Source organism: Burkholderia sp. Bp9012 (assembly GCF_003853825.1).
Classification (GTDB): domain Bacteria; phylum Pseudomonadota; class Gammaproteobacteria; order Burkholderiales; family Burkholderiaceae; genus Burkholderia; species Burkholderia diffusa.
Window position 1 is genome coordinate 1 of sequence record NZ_QTQA01000043.1, and the last position, 17,251, is coordinate 17,251.

At 66.0% G+C, this 17,251-nt stretch carries 17 protein-coding genes and 1 tRNA gene; 10 read left to right on the plus strand and 8 right to left on the minus strand.

Features of this window, described 5'->3' with window-relative positions:
- The first annotated feature begins 320 nt into the window (after positions 1-320).
- The 6 genes from rnr (at position 321) to DIE11_RS33990 (ending at position 7,530) form a co-directional block, all read left to right on the plus strand.
- Positions 321-2,774 carry a ribonuclease R gene (gene rnr, locus DIE11_RS33965; RefSeq protein WP_124629668.1) on the plus strand — a complete coding sequence of 818 codons (2,454 nt, stop codon included), beginning with the start codon at positions 321-323 and terminating at the stop codon, positions 2,772-2,774.
- Positions 2,775-2,925: 151 nt separating this feature from the next.
- On the plus strand, positions 2,926-3,669 hold the full coding sequence (rlmB, locus tag DIE11_RS33970; protein WP_124629669.1) for a 23S rRNA (guanosine(2251)-2'-O)-methyltransferase RlmB: 744 nt from the start codon (positions 2,926-2,928) through the stop codon (positions 3,667-3,669).
- Between the two features lie 100 nt (positions 3,670-3,769).
- Positions 3,770-4,642 (plus strand): N-acetylmuramoyl-L-alanine amidase, encoded by an 873-nt coding sequence (locus DIE11_RS33975; protein WP_124629670.1) that lies wholly within the window; start codon positions 3,770-3,772, stop codon positions 4,640-4,642.
- 107 nt (positions 4,643-4,749) lie between these two features.
- Complete coding sequence (rpiA, locus tag DIE11_RS33980; protein ID WP_059603305.1) at positions 4,750-5,442, plus strand: ribose-5-phosphate isomerase RpiA; 693 nt, start codon at positions 4,750-4,752, stop codon at positions 5,440-5,442.
- 283 nt (positions 5,443-5,725) lie between these two features.
- Positions 5,726-6,442 (plus strand): FadR/GntR family transcriptional regulator, encoded by a 717-nt coding sequence (locus tag DIE11_RS33985; RefSeq protein WP_059603302.1) that lies wholly within the window; start codon positions 5,726-5,728, stop codon positions 6,440-6,442.
- Between the two features lie 101 nt (positions 6,443-6,543).
- Positions 6,544-7,530: a Gfo/Idh/MocA family protein gene (locus DIE11_RS33990; protein ID WP_124629671.1), complete on the plus strand. Its 987-nt coding sequence runs from the start codon at positions 6,544-6,546 to the stop codon at positions 7,528-7,530.
- A gap of 64 nt (positions 7,531-7,594) precedes the next feature.
- Here DIE11_RS33990 and DIE11_RS33995 read toward each other — a convergent pair whose 3' ends face one another.
- From DIE11_RS33995 to DIE11_RS34025, 7 genes are all read right to left on the minus strand, one after another.
- Positions 7,595-8,287, minus strand: a complete 693-nt coding sequence (locus DIE11_RS33995) for an amino acid ABC transporter permease (RefSeq protein ID WP_124629672.1) — start codon at positions 8,285-8,287, stop codon at positions 7,595-7,597.
- Between the two features lie 122 nt (positions 8,288-8,409).
- Positions 8,410-9,204, minus strand: a complete 795-nt coding sequence (locus DIE11_RS34000; RefSeq protein ID WP_059603294.1) for a cystine ABC transporter substrate-binding protein — start codon at positions 9,202-9,204, stop codon at positions 8,410-8,412.
- Positions 9,205-9,306: 102 nt separating this feature from the next.
- The gene (locus DIE11_RS34005) at positions 9,307-10,344 is read right to left on the minus strand and encodes a quinone-dependent dihydroorotate dehydrogenase (protein ID WP_059603292.1); all 1,038 of its coding nucleotides are present in this window, start codon (positions 10,342-10,344) and stop codon (positions 9,307-9,309) included.
- A 179-nt stretch (positions 10,345-10,523) separates the two neighbouring features.
- Positions 10,524-11,354, minus strand: coding sequence for an arginyltransferase (locus DIE11_RS34010; RefSeq protein WP_059603289.1), 831 nt, complete (start codon positions 11,352-11,354; stop codon positions 10,524-10,526).
- Positions 11,355-11,387: 33 nt separating this feature from the next.
- Complete coding sequence (aat, locus tag DIE11_RS34015) at positions 11,388-12,152, minus strand: leucyl/phenylalanyl-tRNA--protein transferase (RefSeq protein ID WP_059532910.1); 765 nt, start codon at positions 12,150-12,152, stop codon at positions 11,388-11,390.
- An 11-nt stretch (positions 12,153-12,163) separates the two neighbouring features.
- Positions 12,164-12,709, minus strand: coding sequence for an NUDIX hydrolase (locus tag DIE11_RS34020; protein ID WP_059603283.1), 546 nt, complete (start codon positions 12,707-12,709; stop codon positions 12,164-12,166).
- 172 nt (positions 12,710-12,881) lie between these two features.
- Positions 12,882-12,958: transfer RNA gene (locus DIE11_RS34025), tRNA-Met, on the minus strand.
- 216 nt (positions 12,959-13,174) lie between these two features.
- Between DIE11_RS34025 and DIE11_RS34030 the strand changes: the two genes are divergently transcribed.
- From DIE11_RS34030 to DIE11_RS34040, 3 genes are read left to right on the plus strand one after another with little or no spacing between them, the layout of a single operon-like run.
- Positions 13,175-13,672, plus strand: coding sequence for a heme-degrading domain-containing protein (locus tag DIE11_RS34030; protein ID WP_124629673.1), 498 nt, complete (start codon positions 13,175-13,177; stop codon positions 13,670-13,672).
- Positions 13,673-13,675: 3 nt separating this feature from the next.
- A complete protein-coding gene (locus DIE11_RS34035; RefSeq protein ID WP_124629674.1) occupies positions 13,676-14,014 on the plus strand; it encodes a multidrug efflux SMR transporter in 339 nt (112 codons plus the stop codon).
- Between the two features lie 31 nt (positions 14,015-14,045).
- Positions 14,046-15,194 carry an enoyl-CoA hydratase/isomerase family protein gene (locus DIE11_RS34040; RefSeq protein ID WP_124629675.1) on the plus strand — a complete coding sequence of 383 codons (1,149 nt, stop codon included), beginning with the start codon at positions 14,046-14,048 and terminating at the stop codon, positions 15,192-15,194.
- Between the two features lie 124 nt (positions 15,195-15,318).
- Here the strand turns inward: DIE11_RS34040 and DIE11_RS34045 are convergent, their stop codons facing one another.
- Positions 15,319-15,747: a hypothetical protein gene (locus DIE11_RS34045; RefSeq protein WP_124629676.1), complete on the minus strand. Its 429-nt coding sequence runs from the start codon at positions 15,745-15,747 to the stop codon at positions 15,319-15,321.
- A gap of 341 nt (positions 15,748-16,088) precedes the next feature.
- On the opposite strand from DIE11_RS34045, the gene ssuD reads away from it, so the two are divergent.
- Complete coding sequence (ssuD, locus tag DIE11_RS34050) at positions 16,089-17,246, plus strand: FMNH2-dependent alkanesulfonate monooxygenase (protein WP_124629677.1); 1,158 nt, start codon at positions 16,089-16,091, stop codon at positions 17,244-17,246.
- The last annotated feature ends 5 nt before the right edge of the window (positions 17,247-17,251 follow it).

Sequence of the window (17,251 nt, forward strand, 5' to 3'; positions counted from 1 at the left end):
ACTCGAACCTCCACGGTGTTGCCACCGCTAGGACCTGAACCTAGTGCGTCTACCAATTCCGCCACCTGGGCACGTTTTGCAGTAGCTGCTTGCTGCAAAGAAGTGAAATTATAGCGCCCCAATTAATTGTGTCAACATTTTTTTGCAATGCACTGCAAACCCGCCGCTGCGGCGCCTGCACGCGGCATTCGCGTCTTTTGGCAACACAGGCGGGTGATAGAATGATCCGTCGCCGTCACTATAGAACTGTCTGACGGACACTTCTATGTTGATGCCGTGCACCATCAGTCAACGCAACGAGAACAATCATCGACAAACCCTTGAGCAAATATCCGTACCCCATTCCGAGCCGTGAAGAAATTCTCGGCGTGCTGCGTACGAGCGACGCGCCGCTGGCAGCCAACGACATCGCCGAAGCGTTGTCGATCAAACGCCAGGAACGCGAAGGGTTCTTCCGGCGTGTCGCCGCGATGGAACGCGACGGCCAGATCCGCCTCGACAAGCGCGGCCACTATCAGCTCACCCATCCGTCGAATTTCGTCGCCGGCCGCGTGCAGGGGCATCGCGACGGCTACGGATTCGTGATCCGCGACGACGGCCAGGACGACCTGTTCTTGCCGAACGGCGAAATGCAAAAGGTCATGCACAACGACCGCGTGCTCGCGCGGATCGTCGGCTACGATCGCCGCGGCCGTCCGGAAGGCCATGTCGTCGAAGTGACCGAGCGCGCGAACAAGCGCGTGATCGGCCGCCTGCTCAACGAGAACGGCGCGCTGATCGTCGCACCCGAAGACAAGCGCATCGGCCACGACATCCTGATCACGCAGAACGTGAAGAAGGCGAAGGTCGGGCAGGTCGTCGTCGTCGAACTGACCGACTTCCCGAGCCGCCATTCGCAACCGCTCGGCCGCGTCGTCGAGGTGCTCGGCGACATCGACGATCCGGGCATGGAAATCGAGATCGCGGTGCGCAAGTACGGCGTGCCGCATGAATTCAGCCAGCCGGCACTCGATGAAGCCGCCGCGCTGCCCGACAAGGTGCGGCCGGCCGACCTGCGCTTCCGCGTCGATCTGCGCGACGTGCCGCTCGTGACGATCGACGGTGAGGATGCCCGCGACTTCGACGATGCCGTCTACTGCGAGCCGACCAAGGTCGGTCGCGGCGACGGCTTCCGCCTGATCGTCGCGATCGCCGACGTGTCGCACTATGTGCAGCCGGGCAACGGTCTCGATGCCGACGCACTGGAACGCAGCACGTCGGTCTATTTCCCGCGCCGCGTGATCCCGATGCTGCCGGAGAAGCTGTCGAACGGGCTGTGCTCGCTGAATCCGCAGGTCGACCGTTGCGTGCTCGCGTGCGACATGGTGATTACCGCGCGTGGCGAGATCAAGGCGTACCAGTTCTATCCGGCCGTGATCCATTCGGCCGCGCGCCTGACGTACACCGAAGTGGCCGCCGTGCTGTCGAACACGAAGGGGCCGGAGGCCGCGCGCCGCGCGGACCTGCTGCCGCACCTGCAGGATCTGTACGGCGTCTACAAGTCGCTGTTCGCCGCACGCCAGAAGCGCGGCGCGATCGACTTCGACACGACCGAGACGTACATCGTCTGCAACTCGCAGGGCAAGATCGAACAGATCGTGCCGCGTCAGCGCAACGATGCGCACAAGCTGATCGAGGAATGCATGCTGGCCGCGAACGTCTGCGCGGCCGATTTCCTTAAGCGCAACAAGCATGCGGGCCTGTACCGCGTGCACGCGGGGCCGACGCCGGAAAAGCTCGAGAACCTGCGCGCGTTCCTGCGCGGCATGGGCCTGTCGCTCGGCGGCGGCGAGAAGCCGCATGCGAGCGACTATGCGGCGCTGATGGCGCAGATTCGCGACCGGCCCGACGCGCAGATGCTGCAGCCGATGCTGCTGCGCTCGATGCAGCAGGCCGTCTACAGCCCGGACAACATCGGCCACTTCGGTCTCGCGTATGAGGCGTACGCGCACTTCACGAGCCCGATCCGCCGCTATCCCGACCTGCTCACGCACCGCGCGATCTACGCGATCCTGTCGGGCAAGAAGTACACGCCGAAGGCACCGGACGGCTTCGAGCTGAACACCGCGCTGTCGCCACGCGCCCGCGCGATGCAGCAGGCCGACGACGAAGCGCGCGGCCGTTCGCGCGTGAACACCGCGATCTGGGAAGAGCTCGGCCTGCATTGCTCGGCGAACGAGCGGCGTGCCGACGAAGCGTCGCGCGACGTCGAGGCCTGGCTCAAGTGCTACTTCATGCGCGACAAGCTCGGCGAGGAATACGGCGGGATGGTGAACGGCGTCACGTCGTTCGGCATCTTCGTGCAGCTCGACACGCTGTTCATCGAAGGGCTCGTGCACGTCACGGAACTCGGCTCGGACTACTTCCAGTACGACGAGATCAAGAACGAGCTGCGCGGCGAGCGCACGGGCATCCGTTATCGCCTGTCGGATCGCGTGCGCGTGCAGGTGAGCCGCGTCGATCTCGATGCGCGCAAGATCGACTTCCGCCTCGTGCGCGACACGCCGGTGAAGGCGCCGCGTCCCGCATCGGCGCCGGTTGCTGTCGGCAACGGCAACGATCGCGGCGGCCCGCGCGTGCGCTCGTTGCCGCCGGTGGAGGAAGCCGCGCCGCGTCGCAAGCGGACGGCCAGCGCACCGGCCGCCGCGGTAAACGACACGCGTGCGGCGAAGAAGAAGGGCGGCGTGGCGGCGAAGACGGCCGCGAAGAAGGTACACGCCCGCAAAAAGTATTGAGCGTTTGGGGCAGCGCACGCGCGTGCCCCTGCAGTATCGAGAGACGCCGCGTTCTACCGGTCACCGGCCGGCAACGCGGCGCTTTCCTTTTCCATGGATCGCGGCTGCGCCCATCGCGCGGCCGCACGTTTGATCGAAGGTTGTTCCAGTCATGTCACGTCTGAAGGTTCTTTACGGTTTTCATGCGGTGACCGCACGTTTGCGGCACGATGCGTCGACGGTTGCGGAGGTGCTGTACGACCAGACGCGCCGCGACCGCCGCATGCAGGACTTCCTGCACGCCGCGAAAGAAGCGGGCGTGCGGCTGATCGCAGCCGATGAAACCCGCCTGTGGGGTCTCGCGCATACCGAGCGCCACCAGGGCGTCGTCGCGCGCGTCGAGGACGTTCCGCTCGCTCAGAACCTGTCCGAACTGCTCGACGGCATCCAGGGTCCGGCGCTGCTGCTGGTGCTCGACGGCGTCACCGATCCGCACAACCTCGGCGCATGCCTGCGTGTCGCCGATGCGGCCGGTGCGCATGCGGTGATCGCCCCGCGTGACCGCGCGGTCGGCCTGAACGCGACCGCGGCGAAGGTCGCGAGCGGCGCGGCCGACACGGTGCCGTACATCACGGTCACGAACCTCGCCCGCGCGCTGCGCGAGCTGAAGGAGGCCGGCGTGTGGATCATCGGCACGTCGGACGAGGCGCCGGGGACGCTGTACGACACGAAGCTCGATGGTCCTGTCGCCATCGTCATGGGTGCGGAGGGCGAAGGCATGCGTCGGCTCACGCGCGACACCTGCGACGAAGTGATGAGTATCCCGATGGCCGGCAGCGTCGAAAGTCTGAACGTGTCGGTCGCGAGCGGCGTGTGCCTTTACGAAGCGGTGCGGCAGCGGCGCGTGAAGGGCTGATATACGGGCTGACCCACGCGGCCCGATGCGCGGGCCGTTACGCCCCGAACGACGCGTGCCGCCACTGCGCGCGGCGCGCGGCTCCCGGAACTCGCGGACCATGACCCTGTTTCGCCTCGGCGCATTGTGCGCCATCCTCGGCCTGCTGGCCGCCTGTACATCGCCGTCGCTGGTCGAGCGCGATACCTACTACGCCGATACGAGCCTGCACGCGCGCGGCGCCGATTCGCGGATCCGCTTTCTCGTGATGCATTACACCGAAAGCGACGAAGCGAGATCGCTGAGCACGCTGACGGGCGATTCAGTCAGCGCGCACTACGTCGTGCCGCCGCAACCACGCGTCGAACACGGGATGCCAGTCGTCTACCAGCTCGTTCCCGAATCGAAACGCGCATGGCATGCGGGTATCAGCGAATGGCAGGGCACGACCGAGCTCAACGCGGCGTCGATCGGCATCGAGAACGTGAACCGCGGCCCGCTCGATCCGCAAGACCGCACGTGGCAGCCGTATCCGCCCGAACAGGTCGATGCGCTGATCCGCCTGTCGAAGGACATCGTCGCGCGCTACGGAATTTTGCCGACGCGCGTGGTGGGGCACAGCGACATCGCGCCACAACGCAAGATCGATCCGGGGCCGCTGTTCCCGTGGCACGCGCTTGCGCAAGCCGGCGTCGGCGCGTGGCCGGACGATGCGACCGTAGCCGCGCGGCTAGGCGGTCGTGATCCGCACGCGCTCGTCGACGTGCGGGAATTGCAGCTGAAGCTTGCACGCTACGGCTATGACGTGCCAACCGACGGCGTGCTCGACGCGCGCACGCAACGCGTATTCTCGGCGTTTCAGATGCATTTCCGGCCATCCGACTATGCGGGCAACCCGGACGCCGGGACCGATGCGATCGCGCAAGCGCTGCTCGACAAGTATTTCCCCGCCACGCCACCTGCGGAGGACGGTGCCGCAACGGGCGCGCCCTGACGATCGATCAGGGCGCGCGGTGCCGCAACACGCACCGAAAAAGCCCGGGTCGTCATCCGAGTCCGGTAAACTGCCGGTTTTCCGCAATCCCGCTGTATTCCCACCCCATGACTCAAGACGAACTCAAACGCCTGGTCGGCCAGGCAGCCGCCGATTATGTGATCCAGAACGTGCCGGAAGGCGCCGTGATCGGCGTCGGCACCGGCTCGACCGCCAACTGCTTCATCGACGCGCTCGCGGCCGTCAAATCGCGCTACCGCGGCGCCGTGTCGAGTTCCATCGCGACGACCGAACGCCTCAAATCGCACGGCATCAAGGTGTTCGACCTGAACGAGGTCGAATCGCTGCAGGTGTACGTCGACGGTGCCGACGAGATCGACGCAAGCGGCGCAATGATCAAGGGCGGCGGCGGTGCGCTGACGCGCGAGAAGATCGTCGCGTCGGTGGCCGATACGTTCGTCTGCATCGCGGATGGCAGCAAGCGCGTGCCGGTGCTCGGCGCATTCCCGCTGCCGATCGAGGTCGTGCCGATGGCGCGCACGGCGATCGGCCGGCGCTTGGCCGCGCTGGGCGGCGTGCCGGTGTTGCGCGTGACGAAGGACGGCGAGCCGTACATCACCGACAACGGCAACGAAATCATCGACGTGAAGGGGCTGCAGATCACCGATCCGCGCGGTTTCGAAGCGCAGGTGAACGCATGGCCGGGCGTCGTGACGGTCGGCCTGTTCGCCGAGCGCGGCGCGAATCTGTGCCTGCTCGGCACGGCAAACGGCGTTGAAACGATCGTTTATCCCGATTAATCGAAACTGAATGAGAAGCAGTCCGTAATGGCGTCAGGATGCCGTAATGGATTGCATGTTTAAATTCGACGGAAAGCCCGGCCCGGCAAGCGCAGCGCGCTTTCCGGGCTTTTTTTGAAGCCTTATAAATCACCACATCAGAAAGAGGGATAACCCTGTCAGGTGTTTACCAGATAGCGAAATATCCCCGAACTCATCAACTTATAGATCATAAGAACAGTAGTAACCAGGGCCGGCGGAACTGCGGAGCAGGTGTTCGCAAATCGACGCACGGGGAGGTGTCATGGAGCAGGGCAAAGACCGGTCACTGGTCGCCAAAGTGATGGATGGGCTTGTCTCGGGTATCGTCGAAGACAAGTACGGCGGCATCTTGCCGCCGCAGGACGTGCTGTCGAAAGAGTTCGACGTGAGCCGTACGGTGATGCGCGAAGCATTGTCGATGTTGCTTGCGCGCGACATGCTCGACGTGCGTCCGAAAGTTGGTACGCGCGTTCGACCGATGCGTGACTGGCGCATGATCGATGAAGACGTGGTGAGCTGGCGGTTCCGTGCAAAGCCGGATCCGCAGTTCATGCGCGACGTCATCGAATTCCGGATGCTGATCGAACCGCGCGCGACCGCGCAGGCGGCCGTTCGTGCGACGGCGGTCGACATCGCGGGCATTCGTGAGGCATTCGAAGCGTTCAAGGTGTTGCAGCCGGGCGACCCTGGATACGACACGGCGGACGAACTGCTGCACACGCGGATCGTTCAGGCGAGCGGCAACCAGTTTTTCCAGCAGATGGCGGCCATCGTGCGCGGCGCGGTTCGCCTTGTGAATCCGCGCGTTGCGCAGAAGGAGGGGGCGCACGACGTCGCGGTGAAGGCGCATGCGCGCGTCGTCGATGCGATCGAACGCCGCGACCCGCGCGAAGCCGAAGCGGCTTCGCTCGCGTTGATCGATTTCAGCGCCGACGAGATTTCGCGCGATTTCTCCGTCGACGTACCCGTGCGCGCCTGAATCGACACGCGTCGCTTATCCGTGCGCCGGCGAGCCGTTTATCATGACGGCCGACCGGCAGCGTGCCGGCCACCGTCATACGACCGACACGGAAGATCCGGATGAACGACCTCGACAACCGCCCGGTGCGCTTCGGCATCGTCGGCGCAGGCAGCATCGCACGCCGATTCGCGCAAAGCCTCGCTCACGTGCCGGGTGCCACGCTCGCCGGCGTATGGGCACGCCGCGCCGACGCGGCAACCGCCTTTTGCGACAGCTGCGGCGGCGCGCCTGCCGCCAGCCTCGACGCGCTCCTCGCGAGCGACATCGACGCGATCTATATCGCGACGCTCCACGACAGTCACGCGCACTACGCGCAAGCGGCGCTGGCCGCCGGCAAGGCCGTTCTGTGCGAAAAACCCGCGACGCTGAACGCGACGCAACTCGACGCCGTGCTGGATGCGGCACGCGTTGCCGGACGGCTCTTCATGGAAGCGATGAAGCCGCCGTTCTTTCCGCTGTATCGTCAGTTGCGCGCGCACCTGCACGACGACCCGATCGGCGAAATCCGGCTCGTGCGCGCGGGCTGCGCGTCGTCGTCGGTGCCGGACGACCATTCCGTCTATCGACTCGACCGCGCCGGCGGCGCGCTGCTCGACATCGGGATCTACGAAGCGTTTCTCGCGGTCGACTGGCTTGGCGAGGCAGTCGACGTGCAGACGCTCGGCCGCATCGGCGCCACGGGCGTCGACGTGTTCGCGAGCCTGAACAGCCGTCACGCGAACGGCGGCATCGCACAGCTCTTTTGCGGGCTCGACGTGATGGGACGCGGTGACGCGCTGATCGCCGCGGCAGGCGGGCACGTGACGATTCACGAGAAGTGGTGGAACCCCGCGCGGGCGACGATTCGCTATGCGGATGGGCGCACGGTCGAACTCGATGCGCCGATCGATGGCGGTGGCCTGAACTACGAGACCGCGCATTTCTGCGACCTGCTGCGCGCCGGCGAACTCGAGAGCCCGATCATGACGCACGACCATTCGCGGCGAATGATTGCGATGACCGACGCGGCACGCGCGGCGCTCGGCGTGCGCTATTCGGGCGAGTAGGCGGGAAGGAAGGGAAGGCGGCAGCCGGGCGCGCAATCGCGGCCCGGCGGGAGGTGTTTCGTGATCAGTGCCGCGCGGGCAGCGACAGGCGCTTTTCGTACCAGCGCTGGACCCATTCGAGAATCTGGCACAGCACCCAGTAGACAGCGGCGGCGGCCAGGTACAGCGGCAGCGGCTGGTAGGTCGCCGCGATCACTTCCTGTGCGCTGCGCAGCAGTTCGGTCACGGTGATCACCGATACGAGCGATGTGTCCTTGATCAGGCTGATCAGGCTGTTCGACAGGCTCGGCACCGCGATGCGCAGTGCCTGCGGGCCGATCACGTAGCGCACCGTCTGCCCCCACGACAGCCCGAGGCTGTAGGACGCGAGCCACTGGCCGCGGTGAATGCCGTTGATCGCGCCGCGCATGCTTTCGGACATGTAGGCGGCGACGTTCGCGGACAGTGCGATCACGCCGGCCGGCGTCGGGTCGAGCGAGATGCCGAGGCTTGGCAGCCCGTAATAGATGACGAAGATCTGCACGAGCAGCGGCGTGCCGCGCATCAGGCTCACGTACGCGCGCGCGAGCCCCGCGAGCGCGTTGACCCAGATGCGTTCGAAGCCGTCGAGCGGCTCGCTTTGCCGGATGCCCATCATCGCGAGCACGACGGCGCCGAGCAGGCCGAACACCATCGACAGCACGGCGAACTTGACGGTCAGCACGGCACCCTGGGCGAGCACCGGCAGCGATTGGACGAGCAGGGACGTTGTCGACATGGAATACGAAGCGAATGCGTGCGCGAAAGCGCAATCATAAACCGGACCGATAAAACAAAGGGCAGCATCGTTTCGGATGCCGCCCTTTCCGGCCCGCCGTCAGGCGGGAAACAGAGGCGTGCTTACTTGATCGGCTTCGTCACGTCGATGCCGAACCACTTGTCCGAGATCTTCGTGAACGTGCCGTCGGCTTCGAGTTGCGCCATCGCGTCGCCGATCGCCTTCTGGAACTTCGGGTTGCCCTTCTTGAACGGGATGCCCGACGGGTTCGCCGAGCCGACGTTCGCGCCCGGGCGCAGCGGCAGTTGCGAGTTCTTCGTCAGGTACGCGAGCATCAGGCGGTCGTTGAGCGCCGCATCGAGACGGCCGGCGGCGAGGTCGCGCAGGTACTCCGGCGCGCCCGGGTACGTCTTCACGTCGACGCCGGGCACCGACTTCGCCATGTCCATGTAGTTCGTGCCGAGCGCGACGCCGAGCTTCTTGCCCTTCAGGTCGTCGAGCGACTTGAACTGGCGCGTGTCGTCCTTGCGCTGGATCAGCTGAGCGGACGAGTACGTGTACGCGGGCGAGAAGTCGAGCGTTTCCTTGCGCTTGTCGGTGATGCCGACCTGATTGGCGATCACGTCGAACTTGCCGGCCTGCAGGCCCGCGATGATGCCGCTCCATTCGGTCGTGACGAACTCGGTCTTCACGCCGAGCTTCGCGGCGACGGCCTTCGCGATGTCGACGTCGAAGCCGACGAGTTCACCTTGCGGATTCTTCGAGTTGAACGGCGGGAACGTACCTTCGAGGCCGACGCGCAGCGTGCCGCGTTGCTTCACCTCGTCGAGGAGGTCGGCCGCATGCGCGGTGGCGGCAGCGAACGACGTACCGATCAGGCCGGCGACCAGCAGCTTCTTCAGCAGCGAAATTTTCATCGTGTGGGCTTCCTTGCCCCAGCGGGGCGCTTGATTCTGAATGTGAGGTCGATCATAGCAAAAACGCAATCGATATCTAAATATCGTTTGATTATAGCTATATTACGCGGCGCGTTCGTGCGCGATCGCCTTCACGCATTCGGCGACGAGTGCAGGGCCGCGATAGATGAAGCCCGTGTACAGCTGGACGAGCGACGCGCCGGCCGCGAGCTTCGCGCGTGCGTCCTCGCCCGAGAAGATGCCGCCGACGCCGATGATCGGCACCGCGCTGCCGACTTCGGCATGCAGCTTGCGGATCACTTCGTTCGATGCGTCGAACACCGGGCGGCCCGACAGGCCGCCGGCTTCGTCCGCGTGCGGCAGGCCCTGCACGGCTGCGCGCGACAGCGTCGTATTGGTGGCGATGACCGCTTCGATCTTGTGGCGCAGCAGCGTGTCGGCGATTTCCTTGACCTGCTCGTCGTCGAGATCGGGCGCGATCTTCAGCGCGAGCGGCACGAGCTTGCCGTGCAGGTCGGCCAGGCGCTGCTGCTTGTCCTTCAGCGCGGCGAGCAGCGCGTCGAGCTCGCCCGCGCCCTGCAGCTGGCGCAGGTTCTTCGTGTTCGGCGACGAAATGTTGATCGTCACGTAGCTCGCGAACGGATACACGCGCTCGAGGCAGTACAGGTAATCCTCTGCGGCGCGTTCGATCGGCGTATCGGCATTCTTGCCGATGTTCAGGCCGAGGATGCCGCGATAGCGGGCGGCCTGGACGTTCTTCACGAACTGGTCGACGCCGTGGTTGTTGAAGCCCATCCGGTTGATCAGCGCTTCGGCCTGCGGCAGGCGGAACATCCGCGGGCGCGGGTTGCCCGGCTGCGGGCGCGGCGTGACCGTGCCGACCTCGATGAAGCCGAAGCCGAGCGCCGCGAGGCCGTCGATGGCCGCGCCGTCCTTGTCGAGACCGGCGGCGAGGCCGACCGGGTTGCGGAACGTGAGCCCCATCACCGTGCGCGGCGCATCGGGCACGCGGGCCGACAGCGCGCAGGCGAGGCCGGTGCGGCCGGCCGCGCCGAGCGCGCGCAGCGTGAGGTGGTGAGCGTCTTCCGCATCCATCTTGAACAGGGATGCGCGGGCCAGCGGATAGAGGGAACTGAACACGGGAATTGGGCGGACGGCCGGAATGAATGACAACCCGCTATTTTACCGGGAGTTGTGCGGCAAGGGCGGGCTTCGCTTCGTGGCGGCCCGCGGCGACGGTCGGCGTGCCGCGCGTCAGCCGCTTCATGGCCGGGACGGACGCGCGCCGCTCTCGTGCAACCGCGCCGGTGTCGCTCACGTCAGCCCGACCCGGAATGTCCACCCGGCAGCGGCGCGCGGGCGAGTGCCGCGTCGACCGGCGGCAGATCGACCCGATCCGGATCGAGCACTTTCCAGCGGCCGTCGAGCAACCCTTCGAGCGGATGGAAGTTTGCCTTGTAGGCCATCTTCGGGCTCTCGCGGATCCAGTATCCGAGATACACGTACGGCAGACCGAGGCTTTTAGCCTGTTCGATCTGCCACAGGATGTTGTACGTGCCGTAGCTCGTGTGCTGGTCGTCCGGCTCGAAGAATGTATAGACCGACGACAGTCCGTCGCCGAGGATGTCGATCATGCTGACCATGCGCAGCTTGCCGGGCTCGCCGCCCGGCGCGTCGAGGTCGCGGAATTCGACGAGGCGCGAATTGATCCGGCTCTGCAGCAGGAATTGCTCGTACTGGTCGCGGCTGTCGCGATCCATGCCGCCGCCCGCGTGGCGCGCCGACTGGTAGCGCATGTAGAGCGCGTAGTGCTCCTCGTCGTAGTGCAGCGGCGAGACCGTCGCGACGAGCGCGCGGTGCCGCTTCCACATCCGGCGTTGCGTGCGGGACGGCTTGAACGCGCCGACCGGCACGCGCACCGGCACGCAGGCGCGGCAGCCGTCGCAGTATGGGCGATAGGTGAACACGCCCGAGCGCCGGAAACCGGCCTTCACGAGCTCGGTATAAATATCGGAATTGATCAGGTGGCTCGGCGTCGCGACTTGCGAGCGCGCGACGCGGCCGTCCAGATAGCTGCACGGATAGGGCGCCGTTGCATAGAATTGCAGCGCCGAAAGCGGTGAAAGCGGCAGCTCAGTCGGGTGAGTCATGGGCAGCTCTCGATGCAGGGAGGGAGTGCCGCGCTAGCGCTCGATCCCGGAGGGGGCGGCCGGTTCTGCGGGGCCCGTCAGTGCGGCGAGCGCGCGCTTGTCGAACTGCCACGGAATCGGCGGTTCGGCTACCGCGCGGCGCACGTGAGCGACAAAGGCCTTGCGTGCGATCTCGCGGCCGCCGAGCGACGCTAGATGCGACGTATTCTGCTGGCAGTCTATCATCTCCAGCCCCTGCTCGCGAAGATGGGCAACGAGCGTCGCCAGTGCGATCTTCGACGCATCGGTGGCATCCGCGTACATCGATTCGCCGAAAAACATCCGTCCGAACGCGACGCCGTAGAGGCCGCCGACGCGGCGCCCGTCATGCCACGTCTCGATGCTGTGCGCGTTGCCGGAACGATAGAGCGACGTATACGCGTCGATGATTTCGGCCGTGATCCAGGTGCCGCGCTGCCCGCGACGCGGCGCCTGCGCGCACGCGCGCATCACGCCCGGAAAGTCGTGGTCGACGCGCACTTCCCACGCGGGGTCGCGCAGCACGCGCCTGAGCGTCTTGCGCAGCGACGGGGACACCTTGAATTCGGCTGGCACGAGGACCATCCGCGGGTCGGGGCTCCACCACAGCACGGGTTGACCGTCCGAATACCACGGGAAGATGCCGCGCAGGTAGGCCTCGATCAGGCGCGACGGTAGCAGGTCGGCGCTCGCGGCGAGCAGCCCCGGCGCGCCGGTCGCCGGACCGAGCGCGCGTTCGATGGGCGGGAACGGATCGTCCGGGCCGAGCCAGGGGACCATGGGGCGCGGGCTCAGCCGTTGCGCAGCGAGCGGAAGATATCGCCGGTATGCACGCCGTAGTCGCCGGCGGCGCGATCGGCGAAGAAGAAACGCAGCGTCTGGCTGACGGTCGGGAACGCGATTTCGTCCCACGGAATGTCGGCTTCGTCGAACAGCTTGACTTCGAGGCTTTCCTCGCCGGCCTCGTAAGCCGGATCGGTGAGCCGCGCCAGATAGAACAGGTGGACCTGGTGCACGTGCGGCACGTTGAGGAGCGTGAACAGGTTCTGCACCTCGACGCGTGCGCCGGCTTCCTCGAGCGTTTCGCGCGCGGCGGCCTCGGCCGTCGTCTCGCCCATCTCCATGAAGCCCGCCGGCAGCGTCCAGAAACCGTAGCGCGGTTCGATCGCGCGGCGGCACAGCAGCACCTGTTCGCCCCAGACCGGCACCGTGCCGACCACGTTACGCGGATTCTGGTAATGGATCGTGCCGCAGTGATCGCAGACGAAGCGCTCACGGTTGTCGCCCTGAGGAATGCGCGCGATGACTTCGTGACCGCAGACGGAGCAGAATTTCATGTCGAGTGGGAGGGACGAGGTGATGCGAGTGTATCACCGGGGCGGGGCATTCTTGAACGCGAGCGCATGCGCGCGGCGTGCGGTGCGAAGCACAACGTGTGATGCGCGGAATCGGGCGCCGAAAAACAAAAAGCCCGGCATTGAGCCGGGCTTTTTGCATGAATCGGGACGTTGGTTGCGGGGGTAGGATTTGAACCTACGACCTTCGGGTTATGAGCCCGACGAGCTGCCAGACTGCTCCACCCCGCGTCCGTCGAAGAAATGAATTATATGGACTATCCGGAACGCTTGCAAGCACTTTCTGACAATCGCGTCGCAATCGCCGGCGGGGCGCTTGCAGGGCCGGTACGGCAGGCGCGTGAGCTAGAATCGAGCGGTTTGCTTGTGTCGTTCATTCCTGCAGCGGGGTCGCGCGCGAATTGCGTCGGTGCCGTTGCAACACTTGACTACTGCATCGACGGATTCATGGACATCGCTCACGATCTGCAATCGATCGGCGCGCAGGAACAGGCGCTTGTGTTTCCCCATTTCGACCCGGCTCGCGCCTGGGCGCTCGGCAACCGGATGCATGCGCTCGCGACGTCGCGCGGTCATGCAATCGCGATCGACATCGTCACGTTCGGCCAGCCGCTGTTTTATGCGGCGCTCGCCGGTGCGACCCCCGACAACGCCGACTGGGTGCGCCGCAAGCGCAACGTCGTCGCGCATTTCCGCCGCAGCTCGTATGCGATCGGCCTGCGCATGCAGCAGGCCGGCGTCACGCTCGCCGAGAAGCACGGACTGCCGATCTCGGAATATTCGCCGCACGGCGGCGCGTTTCCGCTGACTGTCGCGGGGGCCGGCGTGATCGGCTCGATCACCGCATCGGGGCTGCCGCAGCGCGCGGATCACGAGTTCGTCGTCGAAGCGCTGTGCGCCGAGCTTGGGCAGGACTACGCCGTGCTGGCACTTGCAAGGAGCTGAGCGATGCAGCTTCCGGGTTACGCATGGCTCGCGATCGCGATCGTCGCGGAAGTGGTCGGCACGTCCGCGCTGCGCGCGGCGGACGGTTTCACGCGCCTCTGGCCGTCGGTGCTCGTCGTGGCCGGGTACGGCATCGCGTTCTACTGTCTGTCCCTCACGTTGCGCACGATGCCCGTCGGCATCATCTATGCCGTGTGGTCGGGTGCCGGCATTGTGCTGATCACGCTCGTCGCGATGCTGCTCTATCGCCAGGTGCCGGACCTGCCGGCCGTGATCGGCCTCGGGCTGATCATCTCGGGCGTCGTGGTGCTGAACCTGTTCTCGAAGATGCAGGCGCACTGAGCGTGCGCCCGCGATACGCCGGATGACACACATGACCGATGCCACTTCCGCTTCCGCGGAATCCGCCCAGCCCGATGTCCGCGCGTATGTCGCGAACCGCATCGGCTATCTTGCACTGAACCGGCCGAAGGCGCTGAATGCGCTGTCGGTCGGGATGATCCGGCTGATGCAGCAGGCGCTCGACGCGTGGCGCGACGACGCCGACGTGGTCGCCGTCGTCGTGCACAGCCCGCATCCTCGCGCGTTCTGCGCGGGCGGCGACGTGCGTTTCTTCCACGACGCCTGGCAGCGTGGCGACCGCGATGCGGTCGATACGTTCTTCATCGAGGAATACACGCTCAACCATACGATCTTCACCTATCCGAAACCGTACATCGCGTTGATGCACGGCGTCGTGATGGGCGGCGGCATGGGCATTTCGCAGGCGGCACGACATACGGGCGGCCTGCGTGTGGTCACCGACTCGACGAAGATGGCGATGCCCGAAACGCGCATCGGCCTGTTCCCCGATGTCGGGATGAGCTGGTTCCTCGCGCGCACGCCGGGCGCGATCGGCGCCTATCTCGCGGTGACCGGCGCGACACTCGACGCGGCCGGCGCACTGTATGCGCAGCTTGCCGACGCATACCTGCCCGATGCCGCGCTGCCGGCGCTGTTCGATACGCTGCGCAGCGCGCGCATCGACAGCGGCGCGCAGGCGGTCGCGTGCGTGGCCGACGCGGCCGCGTCGCACAAGGTCGTGCCGACGCCCGACACGTCGGCGCTGGCCGACGCGCGCGCCGGGATCGACCGGCATTTCGCGCAAGCCGATATCGGTGCGATCCTCGCATCGCTCGACGCCGAGCAGGATTGCGCTGCGGTCGACGGATGGGTCGGGAAGGCGACCGATGCGATGCGCAGCCAGCTGTCGCCGCTGTCGATGGCCGTATCGCTCGAAGTCGTCGAACGGGCGCGCGGGGCGACGATGGCCGATTGCCTGCGGCGCGACCTCGACCTCACGCGTTCGACGTTCGCGCACGGCGACGTGATCGAAGGCGTGCGCGCGCTGATCGTCGACAAGGACCATCAGCCGGCCTGGCGTTTCAAGTCGATCGCCGATATCGACCGCACCGACGTCCTCGCGATGTTCGACAGCCCGTGGACGCCCGACACGCATCCGCTGCGCAACCTGAAGGACTGACGCGCCGCGGTATCGACGCGAAAAGCAAAAAGGCCGCCTGCATTGTGTGCAGGCGGCCTTTTCATTTGGGGATGCCGACCCGGCCTGGCGGCAGTGGGCCGGGGGCCTTGCCGCAAGACGTGCGTTATTCGTCGCCGGCGTCGTCCGACATGAACGCGCGCATGAACACGAGCGCGCCGAAGCCCCAGACCGCGTTCGCTGCGAAACCGGCGGCGAGCACCGGCATCATGTTGCCCGACGGCCAGATCCCGCGCAGCGGATCGATCGCGAATACGCGGGCGGCCGTCAGCACGATGCCGCCGAACACCAGCGCGCCGATCCACGGCGCCTCACGATCCGGCGTCACGCGCAGCAGCCACGCCATCGGAATCGCGCAGCACGCGCTGATCAATGCGTTCGCAACAAATTCAGGAATGCCGAGCGGCGCGAAAGGTTGCGTGGAGAACCCGGTGGCGGCGATCAGGTCGGCCGTATGCAGGAGCGCGAGCGTTGCTTCGCGAAAGAAGAGGGCGGCCAGGAAGCCGGACAGGAACGGCAGGATGACTTTCTGCATCGGTGAGTGCATTGCACGCGCGGCCGGCCGGGGCCGTCCGGGCGAAGTTATTCGGATAGGTGCGTCATTATAGGGCCCGGCCGACGCGATATTCGCTGGAGCGTCGTGCTAATCACGAAAGCGGAAAACCTAAGCTCAAAAAAATCGTTCCAAAGCCCTGCAGCGATCCATAGACTGATTTCCCAGAAACAGCCGTGCAATAGCGTACTCGCCCGCGGCACGGCCTGACCGGCGAGCCATCCCGATTCGAACGCACACCATGCATGCGTCGCTCATCCGCGACGCGAGCAGGGGCTCGTTTTATCCAGATTCCGGCAAGAACAGTCAAGCAGGAGCAGCAGATGAATGTTTTTTGGTTTATTCCCACACACGGCGACAGCCGTTACCTCGGCACCGCTGAAGGCGCGCGCGCCGCGGATTACGATTATTTCAAGCAGATCGCCGTCGCGGCCGACACGCTCGGCTATGAAGGCGTGCTGCTGCCGACTGGCCGTTCCTGCGAGGATGCGTGGGTCGTCGCGTCGAGCCTGATTCCGGCGACGCAGCGCCTGAAGTTCCTGGTCGCCGTGCGACCCGGCATCGCATCGCCCGGCCTGGCGGCGCGGATGGCCGCGACGTTCGACCGTCTGTCGGGCGGCCGCCTGCTGATCAACGTCGTAACGGGTGGCGATGCCGCCGAGCTCGAAGGCGACGGACTGTTCGCCGACCACGACACGCGCTACGAAATCACCGACGACTTCCTGAACATCTGGCGCGGGCTGCTGTCCGCATCGCACGACAACGGCGGGTTCGACTACATCGGCAAGCATCTTCAATCGAAGGGCGGCAAGGCGCTGTATCCGCCCGTGCAGCGCCCGCATCCGCCGTTGTGGTTCGGCGGATCGTCGCCGGCCGCGCACGCGATCGCCGCCGATCACATCGACACCTATCTGACCTGGGGCGAGCCGCCCGAGGCCGTCGCGAAGAAGATCGCCGATATTCGCGCCCGCGCCGAGGCGCGCGGCCGCAAGATCAGGTTCGGCATCCGCCTGCACGTGATCGTGCGCGAGACCGAGGACGAAGCCTGGCGCGATGCCGAGCGCCTGATCAGCCGTCTCGACGACGAGACGATCGCTCGCGCGCAGCAGGCATTCGCGAACATGGATTCGGAAGGCCAGCGCCGGATGGCCGCGCTGCACGGCGGCAAGCGCGGCGGCCGCGAGGCGCTCGAGGTGTATCCCAACCTGTGGGCCGGTGTCGGTCTCGTGCGCGGCGGCGCGGGTACCGCGCTCGTCGGCAACCCCGAGCAGGTCGCGGAACGCATGCGCGAATATGCGGATCTCGGCATCGAGACGTTCATCCTGTCCGGCTATCCGCACCTCGAGGAGTCGTACCGTTTCGCCGAGCTCGTGTTCCCGCTGATCAAGGGCAAGGGTGCGGCGCGGCCGTCCGGTCCGCTGTCGGGGCCGTTCGGCGAGATCGTCGGCAACAACTACCTGCCGAAGGCGAGCCAGAGCTGAACGAA

Excerpts from the sequence above, each read along its gene's own strand:
- rlmB (WP_124629669.1), top strand. The coding sequence starts at position 2,926 with ATGTCACGTCTGAAGGTTCTTTACGGTTTTCATGCGGTGACCGCACGT.
- DIE11_RS33975 (WP_124629670.1), top strand. The coding sequence starts at position 3,770 with ATGACCCTGTTTCGCCTCGGCGCATTGTGCGCCATCCTCGGCCTGCTG.
- rpiA (WP_059603305.1), top strand. The coding sequence starts at position 4,750 with ATGACTCAAGACGAACTCAAACGCCTGGTCGGCCAGGCAGCCGCCGAT.
- DIE11_RS33985 (WP_059603302.1), top strand. The coding sequence starts at position 5,726 with ATGGAGCAGGGCAAAGACCGGTCACTGGTCGCCAAAGTGATGGATGGG.
- DIE11_RS33990 (WP_124629671.1), top strand. The coding sequence starts at position 6,544 with ATGAACGACCTCGACAACCGCCCGGTGCGCTTCGGCATCGTCGGCGCA.
- DIE11_RS33995 (WP_124629672.1), bottom strand. The coding sequence starts at position 8,287 with ATGTCGACAACGTCCCTGCTCGTCCAATCGCTGCCGGTGCTCGCCCAG.
- DIE11_RS34000 (WP_059603294.1), bottom strand. The coding sequence starts at position 9,204 with ATGAAAATTTCGCTGCTGAAGAAGCTGCTGGTCGCCGGCCTGATCGGT.
- DIE11_RS34010 (WP_059603289.1), bottom strand. The coding sequence starts at position 11,354 with ATGACTCACCCGACTGAGCTGCCGCTTTCACCGCTTTCGGCGCTGCAA.
- aat (WP_059532910.1), bottom strand. The coding sequence starts at position 12,152 with ATGGTCCCCTGGCTCGGCCCGGACGATCCGTTCCCGCCCATCGAACGC.
- DIE11_RS34020 (WP_059603283.1), bottom strand. The coding sequence starts at position 12,709 with ATGAAATTCTGCTCCGTCTGCGGTCACGAAGTCATCGCGCGCATTCCT.
- DIE11_RS34030 (WP_124629673.1), top strand. The coding sequence starts at position 13,175 with ATGGACATCGCTCACGATCTGCAATCGATCGGCGCGCAGGAACAGGCG.
- DIE11_RS34035 (WP_124629674.1), top strand. The coding sequence starts at position 13,676 with ATGCAGCTTCCGGGTTACGCATGGCTCGCGATCGCGATCGTCGCGGAA.
- DIE11_RS34040 (WP_124629675.1), top strand. The coding sequence starts at position 14,046 with ATGACCGATGCCACTTCCGCTTCCGCGGAATCCGCCCAGCCCGATGTC.
- DIE11_RS34045 (WP_124629676.1), bottom strand. The coding sequence starts at position 15,747 with ATGCAGAAAGTCATCCTGCCGTTCCTGTCCGGCTTCCTGGCCGCCCTC.
- ssuD (WP_124629677.1), top strand. The coding sequence starts at position 16,089 with ATGAATGTTTTTTGGTTTATTCCCACACACGGCGACAGCCGTTACCTC.